The sequence below is a fragment of the Roseateles asaccharophilus genome, assembly GCF_004362405.1.
In the GTDB taxonomy this organism is placed as follows: domain Bacteria; phylum Pseudomonadota; class Gammaproteobacteria; order Burkholderiales; family Burkholderiaceae_C; genus Kinneretia; species Kinneretia asaccharophila.
The window spans coordinates 82,892-96,999 of the sequence record NZ_SNXE01000001.1 but is presented as its reverse complement, the minus strand read 5'-3'; the positions used below and the strand labels follow the sequence as shown (position 1 = coordinate 96,999).

Genomic DNA, 14,108 nt, shown 5'->3' with positions numbered 1-14,108 from the left:
CCCGCAGGGTCGTGCTGGGCTTTGCCTCATGAGCGCGCTGAAAGTTCTGGGGCGGGCCGGCTCCATCAATGTGCGCAAGGTGTTGTGGACCTGTGTCGAACTGGGGCTGGAGTTCGAGCGCGAGGAGCGCGACTGGCGCTCGCCTGAGTTCCTGGCGCTGAACCCCAACGGCCTGATGCCGGTGCTGCTGGACGGGCCGGACTTCGTGCTCTGGGAGAGCAACACCATCTGCCGCTATCTGGTCGGGCGCGAGGGGCGAGTCGACTTGCTGCCGGCTGCGCCGCGCGAGCGTGCGCTGGTGGAGCGCTGGATGGACTGGCAGGCCACCGAGCTGAACAACAGCTGGCGCTATGCCTTCATGGGCCTGGTGCGCAAGAGCCCCACGCACCAGGATGTATCACTGCAGCACGCCAGCATCGAGAGCTGGAACCGGCATATGGCGATGCTGGAGGCGCAGCTGCGAGCCACGGGCGGCTTTGTGGCCGGTCCGCGCTTCAGCCTGGCCGATGTGGTGATCGGTCTGTCCACCCACCGCTGGCGGGCCATGCCGATGGCGCGGCCCGAGCTGCCGGCCGTGGAGACCTACTATCAAAGGCTAGTGGCGAGGCCTGGCTTTAGGGTGCACGGTCCTGGCGCGGGGCCGTAAGGCCCGCGCTTTCGCACCACATCCGAGGAGCCGGCTCTGCCGGTCCTGCGGATGTGCCCCCTTGAGGGGGGCGCGCGAAGCACGTAGGGGGTGGGAGATGCCGCTTAAGGATTGCGGAAATCGTCGTGGCAGGCCTTGCAGGTCTGGGCGGCGCTGCCGAAGGCGGCCTTGAGTTGGTCGAGGTTGTTGGCCTTGGCGGCCACGGCCAGTTTGGCGACCTCGTCCTGCATCTTCTTGGCGCCGGCATCGAACTTGGCGCGCTCGCTCCAGACGTTGGCCTTGGGCGAGCCCTTCTCGGTGCCCGAGGTGCCCTCGACAAAGCCGGCGAAGGGCAGCTTGGCCAGGTCGGCCACGATTTCCGCGTTGGCGGCGGCGGCGGCGCCGTCAAACGACGCGCGGCCCTGGGCCATGGCGCCGATGCGGCTGAAATGGGTGGCCATCACGGTGAAGGCGGCCTTGCGGTACTTGACCGCGTCCTCGGGCTTCTGGAACTGGGCGGCCGCGGGCAGGGCGGCGAGCAGACCGGCCGTGGCCGTCAGTGTGAGCAGGGCTTGCTTCATCTTCATGCTGGGGTCCTCATGGGATGGGTGGATCACTCGCCGGGAACCTGGCGCCAATGCAGTGTACGGAGTCTTGCCGGGCGCTGCAGCAGTTTCGGGCGCAGGGCGTTCATGGGCTATCGTTGGGGCTTTGCCGGGGCCGGGGCTTGTGTCTTGAGCCCCGGGGCGGGACGTGGAGGTGATGCATGCAGCAAGAAGCGGGTATGAAGGCGGTTCGGGTCTGGGATCTGCCCACCCGCCTGTTTCACTGGGCCTTGGTGCTGTGTGTGCTGGGCTCGGTGCTCAGTGCCAAGATCGGCGGCAACGCCATGGTCTGGCATATGCGTCTGGGCTATGCGGTGCTGAGCCTGATCCTGTTTCGCTTGCTGTGGGGCTTTCTGGGCGGGCGCTGGTCGCGCTTCACCAGCTTTGTGCCCGGGCCGGGCAAGCTCTGGCGCTACCTGAGTGGCCGCCCGAAAGCCGGCGATGCCTTCGAGGTCGGGCACAACCCGCTGGGGGCCTTGTCGGTGCTGGCCATGCTGGGCTGGTTGCTGCTCCAATTGGGCTCGGGCCTGATTGCTGACGACGAGATTGCGATCACTGGGCCGCTCGTGCGCTTTGTGAGCACCGAGACCAGCCTGTTCTGGACCTCACATCACAAGAGCTGGGGGCAGTGGGTCTTGTATGCCCTGCTGGGTCTGCACGTGCTGGCGCTGCTGTTCTACCGCGTGGTCAAGGGGCTCAATCTGCTGCGGCCCATGCTGGGTGGTGACAAGCTGCTGCCGGCCCAGGTGCCGGCCTCGCGCGATGGGCTGGCGTCGCGGCTGCTGGCCCTGCTGCTGCTGGCGGGCTGCGCCGCAGCGGTGGCCTGGCTGGTGGGCCTGGGGGCCTTCTGAGCTTGCCCTGCCGCTAAACTCCGTGCCGATGTCCAGCAGCAGCCCACCGAGCATCGAGCTGATCAGCCCCGCGGATGAGGAGGGGTGGTCCGCCACGCGCAGCATTCTGCGCGAGTACAGCCAGAGCCTGGCGGTGAATCTGGGTTTCCAGGGCTTTGAGGCCGAGTTGCAGGGCCTGCCCGGCGACTACCAGGCGCCGGGCGGCTTGATGCTGCTGGCCCTGGTGGATGGGGCGGTGGCCGGTTGCGGCGCCTTCCGGCCCCTGCCCGATGCGGATTACGCCAATGCCTGCGAAATGAAGCGGCTCTATGTGCGGCCGGCCTTCCGGCGCTTCGGCCTGGGGCGCAGCCTGGCCCAGGCCCTGATGGACAGGGCCACCGAGGCCGGCTACTCGGCCATGTTGCTCGACACCCTGGACGATATGGAGGCGGCACGCGGGCTTTATGAAAGCCTGGGCTTTGTCGAGGTGCCGCCCTTCTACTTCAACCCCATCCCCGGGGCGCATTACCTGAAGGTCGATCTGGTTTGAGTTGCCACCCTGGCACCGGTTACGGCCGGTTCCGGGGCTAGCATGCGGGCATGAGCGCCCCCATTCCCACTCTGTCTGCCTCGCCCGAGAGCCTTGAATGCATCAGCCCCCATCGCGCCAGCCTGGGGGAGTCGCCGCTGTGGCACGCCCAGGAGGGCTGTCTCTACTATGTGGACATCGCCGAGCGCCAGGTCTGGTGCGTGGATGTGCGCAGCGGCGAAAGCCGGCACTGGCAGCTGGACAGCCAGCCCGGGTGCATTGCCCGGCTGGAGGATGGCGGCCTGCTGGTCGCGCAGCGCAATGGTCTGTGGCGCCTGGATACACGCAGCGGTGCTCACGAGCGCCTGGCGCCGCCCCCTTATGACGAGAGCCGGCAGCGCTTCAACGATGGCAAGGTGGATGCGCAGGGGCGCTTCTGGGTGGGCACCATCGATGACGCCCGCGCGCCGGCATCCGCGCTCTATCGCTACGCCGACGGGCGTTTCACTGAAATGGGCTCGGGCATCGTGACCTCCAACGGTCTGGCCTTCAGCCCCGATCAGCGCCGGATGTACTGGAGCGATACCAAGGCGCATGAGATCTACAGCCTGCCCTTTGACGTCCTCAGCGGAGAAGTCGGGCCGCGCCAGTGCTTTGCGCGCTTCGAGCCGCGCGCTGCCGGGCAGTCCCTGCAGGACTATGGCGGTCGCCCCGACGGCGCCGCCGTGGACATCGAGGGTTGCTACTGGGTGGCCATGTTCGAGGGGCAATGCCTGCTGCGCCTGTCGCCCGACGGCGCCTTGCTTGAGCGCGTGGACCTGCCGGTGCGTTGCCCCACCATGCCGGCTTTTGGCGACGACGATATGCGCACGCTCTACATCACCACGGCCAGGGAGGGGCGGCCGGCCGAGGAGTTGGCCGCGCAGCCTTGGGCGGGGGCGGTGCTGAGGCTGCGAGTGGTGGTGCCCGGTCTGCCGATAGCCGCGGCCCGCCTCTGACTTGCAAGGGGCGATTTGCCTGGGGGCTGCGGGCGCTGTCGGGATTTCGCCCGTGCTCCCTGCCGGGCCTTGTCAGGCTATTGCGGGTTTCCACATATAATCTTTGGGTTTTGCCGACCGCCCCCAAGCAAACGTGAACCCAAAAGAGACGCGCGCCGGACGACTGGATGCGCAGCCCGACTGGGATGACGCGAGCCAGGGAGATGCGGCCGACGAAGTGGCTTTCAAGGCCCTGACGCGAGAAGAAGCGCAGGCCTTGCGAGCCAGGATTCCTCCGCTCTCGCCTTGGCGAGTGGTGGCGGCTCAGGCTGCTGCGGGGGTGTTCTGTGCCGCGCTCTGGTGGTTGTTCACGCAGGAGGGCGGCAAAGCGTGGTCTGCGCTGTATGGCGTGATCGCGGTGGTGGTGCCCAATGCCTTGATGGCCTGGGGCACCAGCAGACGACCGGTAGGTCATGCGGGAGCGGCCCTGCTCTCGCTGATGTTCTGGGAGTTGATCAAGATAGTGCTGGTCATTGCCATCCTGGTGGCAGTGGCCATGAGGGCGAGTGATCTGAGTTGGCCGGCTCTGCTGCTGACCATGATCGTGAGCCTGAAGGTTAATTGGCTGGCTCTGCTGATGCAGGGTCGAATCAAGAAAATTAGCGACGGAAACTGAACATGGCAGCCGAAGGTCACGCGCCCAGCGCTGGTGAGTACATCACTCACCACCTGCAACACCTGCAGAAGAACTTCTCGTTCGAGAGCGTCAAGCAGACGAGCATCGTCGACTTCAGCCTGTTCAATCTGGACTCCGTGTTCTTCTCGGTGGTTCTGGGTGCTCTGGGCTGCTTCTTGCTGTGGCGCGCCGCACGCAAGGCCACTTCGGGTGTGCCGGGCCGCTTCCAGGCCGCTGTCGAGATCCTGTCCGAGATGGTCGAGAACCAGGCCAAGGGCGTGATCCACAACGCCCAGAGCCGCAAGCTGGTCTCGCCTCTGGCCCTGACCGTGTTCGTCTGGATTTTCCTGATGAACGCCATGGACATGCTGCCGGTGGATCTGATCCCCTCGATTTGGCACAGCGCCGGCCCGGCCATGGGCTTCAAGGACTATATGCGTGTGGTTCCCACCGCCGACCTGTCCACCACCCTGGGCCTGTCCACTGCCGTGCTGCTGATGTGCTTCTACTACAACATCAAGATCAAGGGTCTGGGTGGTTGGGGCCATGAGCTGATCTCCGCGCCCTTCGGTGCCCATCCGGCCCTGTGGCCCTTCAATTTCGCCATGCAGGTGATCGAGTTCGTCGCCAAGACGGTCTCTCACGGCATGCGACTGTTCGGCAATATGTTTGCCGGCGAACTGGTGTTCATGCTGATCGCGCTGATGGGTGGCGCGTTCGCGATGACGGCTACGGGCATTGGTCTGGCCATCGGCCACATCATTGCCGGTACGGTGTGGACGCTGTTCCACATTCTGGTGATCACGCTGCAGGCCTTCATCTTCATGATGCTGACGCTGATCTATATCGGGCAGGCGCACGACGCGCACTGATCCGGCGAGTTAGTAGTTCTTTCCTTCCTTTCCTTTCTCTCTTTTTCCTCTAGGAGCAAACAATGGAAAACATCCTCGGCCTCGTGGCACTGGCTTGCGGCATCATCGTTGGTCTGGGCGCCATCGGCGCTTCCATCGGCATCGCGCTGATGGGCGGCAAGTTCCTGGAGTCTTCCGCTCGCCAGCCCGAGCTGATGAACGAACTGCAGACCAAGATGTTCATTCTGGCCGGTCTGATCGACGCTGCCTTCCTGATCGGTGTGGCTATCGCTCTGCTGTTCGCCTTCGCCAATCCCTTCGTTCTGCGCTAATTTCCGCCGGACCTTTCACGACTGAAAGGATCGTGCCGTGAATATCAACGCAACACTGTTCATCCAGGCGATCGTCTTCGCGATCCTGGTGTGGTTCACCATGCGCTTCGTGTGGCCGCCCATCACCAAGGCGCTGGACGAGCGTGCACAGAAGATCGCTGACGGCCTGGCCGCGGCCGACAAGGCCAAGTCCGAGCTGGCTTCGGCCAACAAGCGCGTCGACGAGCAACTGGCCGCCACCCGCAACGAGACCGCCAAGCTGCTGTCCGACGCGGAGAAGCGTGCCGCCGCTATCGTGGACGAGGCTCGTGGCAAGGCCAACGAAGAGGCTGCCAAGATCATCGCCGCCGCCAAGGCCGAGGCCGAGCAGCAGTCCGTGCGTGCCCGTGAAGCCCTGCGCGAGCAGGTCGCCTCGCTGGCCGTCAAGGGCGCCGAGCAGATCCTGCAAAAGGAGGTCAATGCCTCCGTTCATGCAGAGCTGCTGGGCCGTCTGAAGACGGAGCTGTAATCATGGCTGAGCTCGCAACCATTGCCCGGCCCTATGCCGAAGCGCTCTTCCAGGTCGCGGCCAAGCATGACGTGAAGGCCTGGGGTCAGCAGCTCGACGCGCTGGCCCTGGTGGCCCAGGATGCCGAGCTGCGCTCGTTTGCCGACAACCCCAAGATCACCTCGCAACAGGTGTTCGACGTCATCGCGGCCGCTGCCAAGCTGCCCCTGGCCGACGGGGTGCAGAACTTTCTGCGTGCGGTGATCGAGAACGGGCGTCTGGCAGCGCTGCCGGCGGTGGTCGGGCAATTCCATGCCCTGGCCAATGCCGCGGCCGGCGTGGCCGATGCGCACATCTACAGCGCCTACCCCATCGAGCCGGCTCAGCTGGCCGAGGTGGTGGCGTCTCTGGAGAAGCGCTTCGGCCGCAAGCTCGAAGCTCATGTTCAGCTGGAGCCTTCACTGATCGGCGGTATCCGCGTGGTGGTCGGCGACGAGGTGCTGGACACCTCGGTCAAGGCCCGCCTGGAACGCATGAAGGTGGCGCTCACCGCTTGACGACAAGCGCGACGACACTGAACGAATCACCCCTGTGTCACCCCGCGCTCTGGTAACAGACGCTAGACCAGATGGGAGCAAGCAATGCAACTGAATCCTGCTGAAATTTCCGAACTGATCAAGAGCCGTATCGAAGGGCTCGGTGCATCGACGGACGTCCGTAACCAGGGCACCGTGGTGTCCGTGTCCGACGGTATCGTGCGCATCCACGGCCTGTCCGAGGTGATGCAAGGCGAAATGCTGGAGTTCCCGGCTGGCGCCGATGGTCAGCCCTCCTTCGGCCTGGCCCTGAACCTCGAGCGCGACTCCGTCGGCGCCGTGATTCTGGGTGCCTACGAGCACATCTCCGAAGGCGACACCGTCAAGTGCACGGGCCGCATCCTGGAAGTGCCGGTCGGCCCCGAGCTGATCGGCCGCGTGGTGAACGCCCTGGGTCAGCCCATCGACGGCAAGGGCCCGATCAACGCCAAGATGACGGACGTGATCGAGAAGGTCGCTCCGGGCGTGATCGCCCGTAAGTCGGTGGACCAGCCGGTGCAGACCGGTCTGAAGTCGATTGACTCCATGGTGCCCGTCGGCCGTGGTCAGCGCGAGCTGATCATCGGCGACCGCCAGACCGGCAAGACCGCCGTGGCGATCGACGCGATCATCAACCAGAAGGGTCAGAACATGACCTGCATCTACGTCGCGATCGGCCAGAAGGCTTCGTCGATCAAGAACGTGGTGCGCGCCCTGGAAGCCGCCGGCGCGATGGAGTACACCATCGTCGTGGCCGCCAGCGCCTCTGAGTCCGCTGCCATGCAGTACGTGTCGGCCTACTCCGGCTGCACGATGGGCGAATACTTCCGCGACCGCGGTCAAGACGCCCTGATCGTCTATGACGATCTGTCCAAGCAGGCCGTGGCTTACCGCCAGGTCTCGCTGCTGCTGCGTCGTCCCCCGGGCCGCGAAGCCTTCCCCGGCGACGTGTTCTATCTCCACAGCCGTCTGCTGGAGCGCGCCGCTCGCGTGAACGCCGACTACGTGGAAGCCTTCACCAAGGGTGAAGTGAAGGGCAAGACCGGTTCGCTGACCGCCCTGCCCATCATTGAAACCCAGGCCGGTGACGTGTCCGCCTTCGTTCCGACCAACGTGATCTCGATCACCGACGGTCAGATCTTCCTGGAAACCAACCTGTTCAACGCCGGCATCCGTCCCGCGATCAACGCCGGTATTTCGGTGTCGCGCGTCGGTGGCGCTGCCCAGACCAAGCTGATCAAGTCGCTGTCCGGCGGTATCCGTACCGACCTGGCCCAGTACCGTGAGCTGGCTGCCTTCGCGCAGTTCGCTTCCGACCTGGATGCCGCGACCCGCAAGCAGCTGGACCGTGGCGCCCGCGTGACCGAGCTGCTCAAGCAGGCTCAGTACTCGCCGCTGTCGATCAGCCTGATGGGCGCTTCGCTCTACGCTGCCAACAAGGGTTTCCTTGACGACATCGAAGTGAAGAAGGTCCTGGCTTTCGAGCACGGCCTGCATCAGTTCCTGAAGACCAGCCACGCCGCTCTGCTGGCCAAGCTGGAAGCCGACAAGGCCATGGACAAGGATGCCGAAGCCGAGCTGAACGCTGCGATCACCGCGTTCAAGAAGTCCTTCGCCTAAGCAACCATGACCGGGTGCCAGCGCAAGTGAGCACCCGGCCTTAACAGGAGAAATCATGGCAGCAGGCAAGGAAATACGCGGCAAGATCAAGTCGGTCGAGAACACCAAGAAGATCACCAAGGCCATGGAGATGGTCGCGGCGTCCAAGATGCGCAAGGCGCAGGACCGGATGCGTGCGGCTCGTCCCTACAGCGACAAGATCGGCAATATTGCCGCCAACCTGTCGCAGGCCAACCCTGAGTACAAGCACCCCTTCCTGGTCCAGAACGAAGGCGCCAAGAAGGTGGGCTTCGTGGTCGTGACCACGGACAAGGGTCTGTGCGGTGGCCTCAACACCAACGTGCTGCGCGCGGTCACCGGCAAGCTCAAGGAGCTGGAAGCCGCGGGTCAGAGCGCCGAGGTGGTGGCGATCGGCAACAAGGGTCTGGGCTTCATGAACCGTATCGGCGCCAAGGTGGTGGCTCAGGCCATCCAGCTGGGCGACCAACCGCATATCGAGAAGCTGATCGGCCCGGTCAAGGTGCTGCTCGACAAGTACGTCGCTGGCGAGTTGTCGGCGGTCTACCTGTGCTACACGCGCTTCATCAACACGATGAAGCAGGAGCCGGTGGTGCAGCAGCTGCTGCCCCTGTCGACCGAAGGCATGAAGACCGCAGGCGCCGGCAAGCACTCGTGGGACTACCTCTACGAGCCCGATGCCGCGACCGTGATCGACGAGCTGCTGGTGCGCTACACCGAGGCCCTGGTCTACCAGGCCGTCGCGGAAAACATGGCGTCCGAGCAATCGGCCCGCATGGTGGCGATGAAGGCCGCAACCGACAACGCAGGCACCCTGATCGGTGAGCTGAAGCTGGTCTACAACAAGACCCGCCAGGCCGCGATCACCAAGGAGCTGAGCGAGATCGTGAGCGGCGCCGCCGCCATCGGCTGATCGCGCGTCAAGCAGCAGCAAAGTTTTGGAATTGAAGGAACGAAAAAATGGCTAACACTCAATCGGTGGGCAAGATCGTTCAGTGCATCGGCGCCGTGGTGGACGTGGAGTTCCCGCGTGACCAGATGCCCAAGGTGTACGACGCTCTGAAGATGGAAGGCTCGGCGCTGACGCTGGAAGTCCAGCAGCAGCTGGGCGACGGCGTGGTGCGCACCATTGCTCTGGGTTCTTCCGACGGCCTGCGCCGCGGCACCCAGGTCTACAACACCGGCACCACCATCCAGGTGCCCGTGGGCAAGGCAACGCTCGGCCGCATCATGGACGTGCTGGGCAACCCGATCGACGAGCGTGGCGAAGTGGCTCAGGACCTGACCGCTTCCATCCACCGCGCCGCTCCGGCCTATGACGAGCTGAGCCCCTCGCAGGAACTGCTCGAAACCGGCATCAAGGTGATCGACCTGATCTGCCCCTTCGCCAAGGGCGGCAAGGTGGGTCTGTTCGGTGGCGCCGGCGTCGGCAAGACCGTGAACATGATGGAGCTCATCAACAACATCGCCAAGGCTCACTCGGGTCTGTCGGTGTTCGCTGGTGTGGGCGAGCGTACCCGTGAGGGCAACGACTTCTATCACGAGATGGCCGACTCCGGCGTCGTGAACCTGGAGAAGCTCGAGGACTCCAAGGTGTCCATGGTCTACGGCCAGATGAACGAGCCGCCGGGCAACCGTCTGCGCGTGGCCCTGACCGGCCTGACCATCGCCGAGTCCTTCCGCGACGAAGGCCGTGACGTGCTGTTCTTCGTGGACAACATCTACCGCTACACCCTGGCCGGTACCGAAGTGTCCGCGCTGCTGGGCCGTATGCCTTCCGCCGTGGGCTACCAGCCGACGCTGGCCGAAGAAATGGGCCGTCTGCAGGAGCGCATCACCTCGACCAAGGTCGGTTCGATCACCTCGATCCAGGCCGTGTACGTCCCTGCGGATGACCTGACCGACCCGTCGCCCGCGACCACCTTCGGTCACCTGGACGCCACCGTCGTGCTGTCGCGTGACATTGCCGCTCTGGGTATCTACCCCGCCGTGGACCCGCTGGACTCGACCTCGCGTCAGATTGACCCGAACGTCATCGGCGAAGAGCACTACAGCACCACCCGCTCCGTGCAGGCCGTGCTGCAGCGCTACAAGGAACTGCGCGACATCATCGCGATTCTGGGCATGGACGAGCTGTCCCCCGAGGACAAGCTGGCCGTGGCCCGCGCTCGCAAGATCCAGCGCTTCCTGTCGCAGCCTTTCCACGTGGCCGAAGTCTTCACCGGCTCGCCCGGCAAGTACGTGCCGCTGAAGGAAACCATCCGCGGCTTCAAGATGATCGTCAACGGCGAGTGCGACCACCTGCCCGAGCAGGCCTTCTACATGGTCGGCACGATCGACGAGGCGTTTGAGAAGGCCAAGAAGATTCAGTAATGCGTGACGGGGCGCGGCAGCGCGCCCCTTTCGCAGACCGAATCTCTTTTCTCACACGCTAAGGAAGATTGAACATGGCAACCATTCATGTTGACGTGGTGTCCGCCGAAGAGCAGATCTTCTCCGGCGAGGCCAAGTTCGTCGCGTTGCCGGGTGAAAACGGCGAGCTGGGCATCCTGCCCCAGCACACGCCGCTGATCACCCGCATCAAGCCCGGTGCCGTGCGCATCGAGACGGCTCAAGGCGGCGAGGAGTTCGTCTTCGTGGCCGGCGGCATTCTCGAGGTGCAACCCGGCACGGTGACCGTGCTGGCCGACACCGCGATCCGCGGCAAGGACCTGGACGAAGCCAAGGCGCTCGAGGCCAAGAAGCTGGCCGAGGAAGCGATGAAGAACGCCAAGAGCGATATCGACTTTGCCGCCGCGCAAAGCGAGTTCGCCGCCATGGCCGCTCAGATCGCCGCCCTGCGCAAGTTCCGCAAGAAGTAATCTCCAAGAATCCCGGCGGCGCGCGCGTCGCCGTAAGATTCCAGAGGCCCGCAGACGCAAGTCCGGCGGGCCTTGTCTTTTGATACTGCCCCGATTGCCCCCACGCCATGGCCACACCCATTGCTCTGACCCGCTACCAAGGCCTGGAAGCCCTGGAACTGCTTGCGCCGGATGGCGCACGCGCCATCTTGCTCCTGCATGGTGCCCATCTCGTTTCGTGGACACCTGCCGGCGGCGAGGAACAGCTCTACCTCTCGCCCCAGAGCGCCTTCGCCACCGGGCAGGCCATCCGGGGCGGTGTGCCCGTGTGCTTCCCGCAGTTCGCCGCTCGCGGTCCGCTCAAGAAGCATGGCTTTGCGCGGACCAAGCCCTGGCAGCTGGTCTCGGCCGAAGTCGGGGACGATGATGCCCTGGCGGTGCTGCGGCTGACGGACGACGCGGCGAGCCGCATGGTCTGGCCCCATGGCTTCGAAGCCGAGTTGAGCGTGCGTGTGGCGGGCCAGACCCTGGAGCTCGAGCTGGCCTGCGAGAACACGGGCGAGAGCGCGTTCGAGTTCACCACTGCGCTGCACAGCTATCTGCGTGTGGGTGCTATGGGCGACGCCAGCCTTTCCGGCCTGGCCGGCCTGCACTACCTGGACAGCGTCAGCGGCCAGACCCAACGCCAGCGCAGCGATTTGCTGCTGCCCGGCAGTCCGGGCCTGGAAGACCTGGACCGCATCTACTACCAGGTGGCCAGTCCCCTGCTGCTCACCGAGCAGGGTGAGGGTGAGCCGCGCCGGCTGGAGATTCGTCAGCAAGGCTTTGCCGACGCCGTGGTCTGGAACCCCGGTGCGGCCAAATGCGCCGAACTGGCCGACATGCCCGCAGGGGGCTATGAGCACATGCTCTGCGTCGAAGCCGCTGCCATCGAACACCCGATAAGCCTGGCGCCCGGCGAGAGCTGGGTGGGCTTACAGAGCCTGACCCTGCTGGCCCCGGCTATATCAGGGTAGGTCGGTCCGGCAACTCATTGGGGTTGGAAGTGCCCGCCGCCAACGGGAAATGCTGGTCAAGCAGGGCCCCGATGCGGTCCACCGCATCGGCCAGTCCGGCCTCGAACTCGCCGCGTCTGAAGGCGCTGCGCATCTGTGCCAGCATCTGTTCCCAGAGCTCGGGCGGCACGCGGCGCGTCAGGCCGCGGTCGGCCACGATCTCGATGCGGTGCTCGGCCAGCAGCAGGTAGATCAGCACGCCGTTGTTGTACTCGGTGTCCCAGACCCGCAGCTTGCCGAACATGGCGATGGCGCGCTCGCGTGCTGTGGCGCGGCGCCACAGATAGGACAGGGGCAGGCTGGCCTCCACGCACAGGCGGATCTCGCCACTGTGCGCGGCCTCGCTGGCCGCCACACGCTGGCGCAGGCGCTCCAGCGCGGCGGGCGGCAGCACACGCTGGGCATCGGTCTCGTCCCAGAGCCGGTGGGCGATGAAGCGCCGCCAGAAGCCCTTGTGCTGCATCACCAGTCTCCCGAGGCGCCACCGCCCCCGAAATCACCACCCCCGCCGGACGAGAATCCGCCGCCGTCGCCCCCGCCGCCACCGCTCCACCCGCCGCCGCCCCAGATCACCGGGCCACCGCCATGGCCGCCCGAGCCGCTGCCGCGCGCGCGCTGGCGGCTCGCACCGATGCCTAGCACGCCCACCAGCAGCAGGGCGCCCAGGCCCGCGCCCAAGGCAATCAGCACACTGCTGCTGAAGATCCAGCCCGCGGCCCCGGCCGCACCGCCGGTGGCCAGGCTGCCCAGCTTGCGGCCCAGCATGGCGGTGAGCAGAGCGCCCAGCACCGGCACGGCAATGAAGAAGAGGGCGCTCAGCTCTTCGAGCTGCAGGCCAGCGTCGGACGTGGCGCCCCGCCCCGCCGCACGCGGCTCCGGGGCGGGCAGGTTCTCACCGCGGATGCGCGCCTGCAGCTGATCCACCGCCAGGTTCAACCCGCCCGCGTAGTCGCCTTGCTTGAAGGCCGGCGCGATGGCGTTCTGGATGATTTGGCGTGCGGCCAGATCGGGCACGGCGCCCTCCAGGGCCTTGGCCACCGCGATGCGCACCTTGCGCTCGTCCTTGGCCACCACGATCAGCAGGCCGTCGCCTACCTCGCGTCGGCCCAGCTTCCAGGCGTCACCCAGGCGCTGGGTGTAGTCGGTGATGTCCTCCGGCGCCGTGCCGGGCAGCATCAGGATCACGATCTGCGGTCCGGCCTCGCGCTCGAAGGCTGCGAGCTTGTCCTCCAGGGCCTGGCGCTGTACCGGGCTGAGGGTGCCGGTGCTGTCCATCACCCGTGCCGTCAGCGCGGGCAGGGGTCGCAGCTCGGCCTGGGCCCGGCCCATCAGGGGCCAGACGCACAGAGCCAGCAGGAGAAGGGCGAGCAGCCGCCGCATGGCGGGCTTACTTGGAGGCCGGCTTGTCGAAGCTCACCGTGGGCGCGGCCTTGATCGCGCCCTCGTTCTCCACCTCGAAGCTGGGCTTGACCTGGTAGCTGAAGACCATGGCGGTGAGGTTGGTCGGGAAGCTGCGCGCTAGCACGTTGTAGTCCGCCACCGATTTGATGTAGCGGTTGCGGGCCACGGTGATGCGGTTCTCCGTACCCTCCAGCTGCACGCGCAGGTCCTGGAAGCCCTGATTGGCCTTGAGGTTGGGATAGTTCTCCGTGACCATCAGCAGCCGGCTGAGCGCGCCCGAGAGCTCGCCTTGGGCGGCCTGGAACTGCTTGAGTGCGGCGGGGTCATTGGCCAGCTCGGGCGTGACCTGGATGCTGGTGGCCTTGGCGCGCGCCTCCACCACCTTGGTGAGCGTCTCCTGCTCGAAATTGGCTTCGCCCTTGACCGTGTTGACGATGTTGGGAATGAGATCGGCGCGGCGCTGGTACTGGCTCAGCACCTCGGCCCAGCTGGCCTTGACCTGTTCATCCAGGCGCTGGAACTCGTTGTAGCCACAGCCCGACAGCATCAGGCTGCTGCTGATCACGAGAGCGGCCAGGATGCCGCGGTTCGGCTTCGGTGTGGGCATTGCGATTCCTCCTTGATGTATCTCAATGAGCCAGGGCCTGTCCGGCTTGGTGGCCAGCGGACTCGGGCCGATCACGCAGC

18 protein-coding genes are annotated in these 14,108 nt (G+C 65.5%); 14 read left to right on the top strand and 4 right to left on the bottom strand.

Annotation, left to right across the window (positions count from 1 at the left end; all coding sequences use genetic code 11):
* The first annotated feature begins 28 nt into the window (after positions 1–28).
* Positions 29–646, top strand: coding sequence for a glutathione S-transferase N-terminal domain-containing protein (locus DFR39_RS00415; RefSeq protein ID WP_133601562.1), 618 nt, complete (start codon positions 29–31; stop codon positions 644–646).
* A 104-nt stretch (positions 647–750) separates the two neighbouring features.
* Here DFR39_RS00415 and DFR39_RS00410 read toward each other — a convergent pair whose 3' ends face one another.
* Entirely contained in the window at positions 751–1,206 is a 456-nt protein-coding gene (locus tag DFR39_RS00410; RefSeq protein WP_419789842.1) for a c-type cytochrome, read from the bottom strand.
* Positions 1,207–1,391: 185 nt separating this feature from the next.
* Between DFR39_RS00410 and DFR39_RS00405 the strand changes: the two genes are divergently transcribed.
* From DFR39_RS00405 to DFR39_RS00345, 13 genes are all read left to right on the top strand, one after another.
* Positions 1,392–2,081 (top strand): cytochrome b/b6 domain-containing protein, encoded by a 690-nt coding sequence (locus tag DFR39_RS00405; protein WP_133601560.1) that lies wholly within the window; start codon positions 1,392–1,394, stop codon positions 2,079–2,081.
* Between the two features lie 28 nt (positions 2,082–2,109).
* Positions 2,110–2,610, top strand: a complete 501-nt coding sequence (locus DFR39_RS00400; protein ID WP_133601559.1) for a GNAT family N-acetyltransferase — start codon at positions 2,110–2,112, stop codon at positions 2,608–2,610.
* A 50-nt stretch (positions 2,611–2,660) separates the two neighbouring features.
* Positions 2,661–3,587 (top strand): SMP-30/gluconolactonase/LRE family protein, encoded by a 927-nt coding sequence (locus DFR39_RS00395; protein ID WP_133601558.1) that lies wholly within the window; start codon positions 2,661–2,663, stop codon positions 3,585–3,587.
* Positions 3,588–3,690: 103 nt separating this feature from the next.
* Positions 3,691–4,242 carry an ATP synthase subunit I gene (locus tag DFR39_RS00390; RefSeq protein WP_133601557.1) on the top strand — a complete coding sequence of 184 codons (552 nt, stop codon included), beginning with the start codon at positions 3,691–3,693 and terminating at the stop codon, positions 4,240–4,242.
* 2 nt (positions 4,243–4,244) lie between these two features.
* Entirely contained in the window at positions 4,245–5,114 is an 870-nt protein-coding gene (gene atpB, locus DFR39_RS00385; RefSeq protein WP_133601556.1) for a F0F1 ATP synthase subunit A, read from the top strand.
* Positions 5,115–5,176: 62 nt separating this feature from the next.
* Positions 5,177–5,425 (top strand): F0F1 ATP synthase subunit C, encoded by a 249-nt coding sequence (atpE, locus tag DFR39_RS00380; protein ID WP_058933479.1) that lies wholly within the window; start codon positions 5,177–5,179, stop codon positions 5,423–5,425.
* A gap of 37 nt (positions 5,426–5,462) precedes the next feature.
* Entirely contained in the window at positions 5,463–5,933 is a 471-nt protein-coding gene (locus tag DFR39_RS00375; protein WP_133601555.1) for a F0F1 ATP synthase subunit B, read from the top strand.
* A gap of 2 nt (positions 5,934–5,935) precedes the next feature.
* The gene (locus DFR39_RS00370) at positions 5,936–6,469 is read left to right on the top strand and encodes a F0F1 ATP synthase subunit delta (protein WP_133601554.1); all 534 of its coding nucleotides are present in this window, start codon (positions 5,936–5,938) and stop codon (positions 6,467–6,469) included.
* Positions 6,470–6,553: 84 nt separating this feature from the next.
* Positions 6,554–8,107 carry a F0F1 ATP synthase subunit alpha gene (atpA, locus tag DFR39_RS00365; RefSeq protein ID WP_133601553.1) on the top strand — a complete coding sequence of 518 codons (1,554 nt, stop codon included), beginning with the start codon at positions 6,554–6,556 and terminating at the stop codon, positions 8,105–8,107.
* 55 nt (positions 8,108–8,162) lie between these two features.
* Positions 8,163–9,038 (top strand): F0F1 ATP synthase subunit gamma, encoded by an 876-nt coding sequence (gene atpG, locus DFR39_RS00360; RefSeq protein ID WP_133601552.1) that lies wholly within the window; start codon positions 8,163–8,165, stop codon positions 9,036–9,038.
* A 47-nt stretch (positions 9,039–9,085) separates the two neighbouring features.
* Positions 9,086–10,498, top strand: coding sequence for a F0F1 ATP synthase subunit beta (atpD, locus tag DFR39_RS00355; protein ID WP_133601551.1), 1,413 nt, complete (start codon positions 9,086–9,088; stop codon positions 10,496–10,498).
* A 74-nt stretch (positions 10,499–10,572) separates the two neighbouring features.
* Positions 10,573–10,986 (top strand): F0F1 ATP synthase subunit epsilon, encoded by a 414-nt coding sequence (locus DFR39_RS00350; protein WP_133601550.1) that lies wholly within the window; start codon positions 10,573–10,575, stop codon positions 10,984–10,986.
* A gap of 107 nt (positions 10,987–11,093) precedes the next feature.
* Entirely contained in the window at positions 11,094–11,981 is an 888-nt protein-coding gene (locus DFR39_RS00345; protein ID WP_133601549.1) for a D-hexose-6-phosphate mutarotase, read from the top strand.
* Here DFR39_RS00345 and DFR39_RS00340 read toward each other — a convergent pair.
* Genes DFR39_RS00340 through DFR39_RS00330 form a run of 3 tightly spaced genes read right to left on the bottom strand, consistent with a single transcriptional unit; the run spans position 11,968 to position 14,028 of the window.
* Positions 11,968–12,483, bottom strand: a complete 516-nt coding sequence (locus DFR39_RS00340; protein WP_133601548.1) for a TPM domain-containing protein — start codon at positions 12,481–12,483, stop codon at positions 11,968–11,970. The two genes, DFR39_RS00345 and DFR39_RS00340, sit on opposite strands and share 14 nt — an antisense overlap.
* Entirely contained in the window at positions 12,483–13,400 is a 918-nt protein-coding gene (locus DFR39_RS00335; RefSeq protein WP_133601547.1) for a TPM domain-containing protein, read from the bottom strand. Before DFR39_RS00335 ends, DFR39_RS00340 begins: the two co-directional genes overlap by 1 nt.
* 7 nt (positions 13,401–13,407) lie before the next feature.
* On the bottom strand, positions 13,408–14,028 hold the full coding sequence (locus DFR39_RS00330; RefSeq protein WP_133601546.1) for a LemA family protein: 621 nt from the start codon (positions 14,026–14,028) through the stop codon (positions 13,408–13,410).
* Between the last annotated feature and the right edge of the window lie 80 nt (positions 14,029–14,108).

Excerpts from the sequence above, each read along its gene's own strand:
- DFR39_RS00415 (WP_133601562.1), top strand. The coding sequence starts at position 29 with ATGAGCGCGCTGAAAGTTCTGGGGCGGGCCGGCTCCATCAATGTGCGC.
- atpA (WP_133601553.1), top strand. The coding sequence starts at position 6,554 with ATGCAACTGAATCCTGCTGAAATTTCCGAACTGATCAAGAGCCGTATC.
- atpB (WP_133601556.1), top strand. The coding sequence starts at position 4,245 with ATGGCAGCCGAAGGTCACGCGCCCAGCGCTGGTGAGTACATCACTCAC.
- DFR39_RS00340 (WP_133601548.1), bottom strand. The coding sequence starts at position 12,483 with ATGCAGCACAAGGGCTTCTGGCGGCGCTTCATCGCCCACCGGCTCTGG.
- DFR39_RS00350 (WP_133601550.1), top strand. The coding sequence starts at position 10,573 with ATGGCAACCATTCATGTTGACGTGGTGTCCGCCGAAGAGCAGATCTTC.
- DFR39_RS00400 (WP_133601559.1), top strand. The coding sequence starts at position 2,110 with ATGTCCAGCAGCAGCCCACCGAGCATCGAGCTGATCAGCCCCGCGGAT.
- DFR39_RS00405 (WP_133601560.1), top strand. The coding sequence starts at position 1,392 with ATGCAGCAAGAAGCGGGTATGAAGGCGGTTCGGGTCTGGGATCTGCCC.
- DFR39_RS00330 (WP_133601546.1), bottom strand. The coding sequence starts at position 14,028 with ATGCCCACACCGAAGCCGAACCGCGGCATCCTGGCCGCTCTCGTGATC.
- DFR39_RS00345 (WP_133601549.1), top strand. The coding sequence starts at position 11,094 with ATGGCCACACCCATTGCTCTGACCCGCTACCAAGGCCTGGAAGCCCTG.
- DFR39_RS00395 (WP_133601558.1), top strand. The coding sequence starts at position 2,661 with ATGAGCGCCCCCATTCCCACTCTGTCTGCCTCGCCCGAGAGCCTTGAA.
- DFR39_RS00370 (WP_133601554.1), top strand. The coding sequence starts at position 5,936 with ATGGCTGAGCTCGCAACCATTGCCCGGCCCTATGCCGAAGCGCTCTTC.
- atpE (WP_058933479.1), top strand. The coding sequence starts at position 5,177 with ATGGAAAACATCCTCGGCCTCGTGGCACTGGCTTGCGGCATCATCGTT.
- atpG (WP_133601552.1), top strand. The coding sequence starts at position 8,163 with ATGGCAGCAGGCAAGGAAATACGCGGCAAGATCAAGTCGGTCGAGAAC.
- DFR39_RS00410 (WP_419789842.1), bottom strand. The coding sequence starts at position 1,206 with ATGAAGCAAGCCCTGCTCACACTGACGGCCACGGCCGGTCTGCTCGCC.
- atpD (WP_133601551.1), top strand. The coding sequence starts at position 9,086 with ATGGCTAACACTCAATCGGTGGGCAAGATCGTTCAGTGCATCGGCGCC.
- DFR39_RS00335 (WP_133601547.1), bottom strand. The coding sequence starts at position 13,400 with ATGCGGCGGCTGCTCGCCCTTCTCCTGCTGGCTCTGTGCGTCTGGCCC.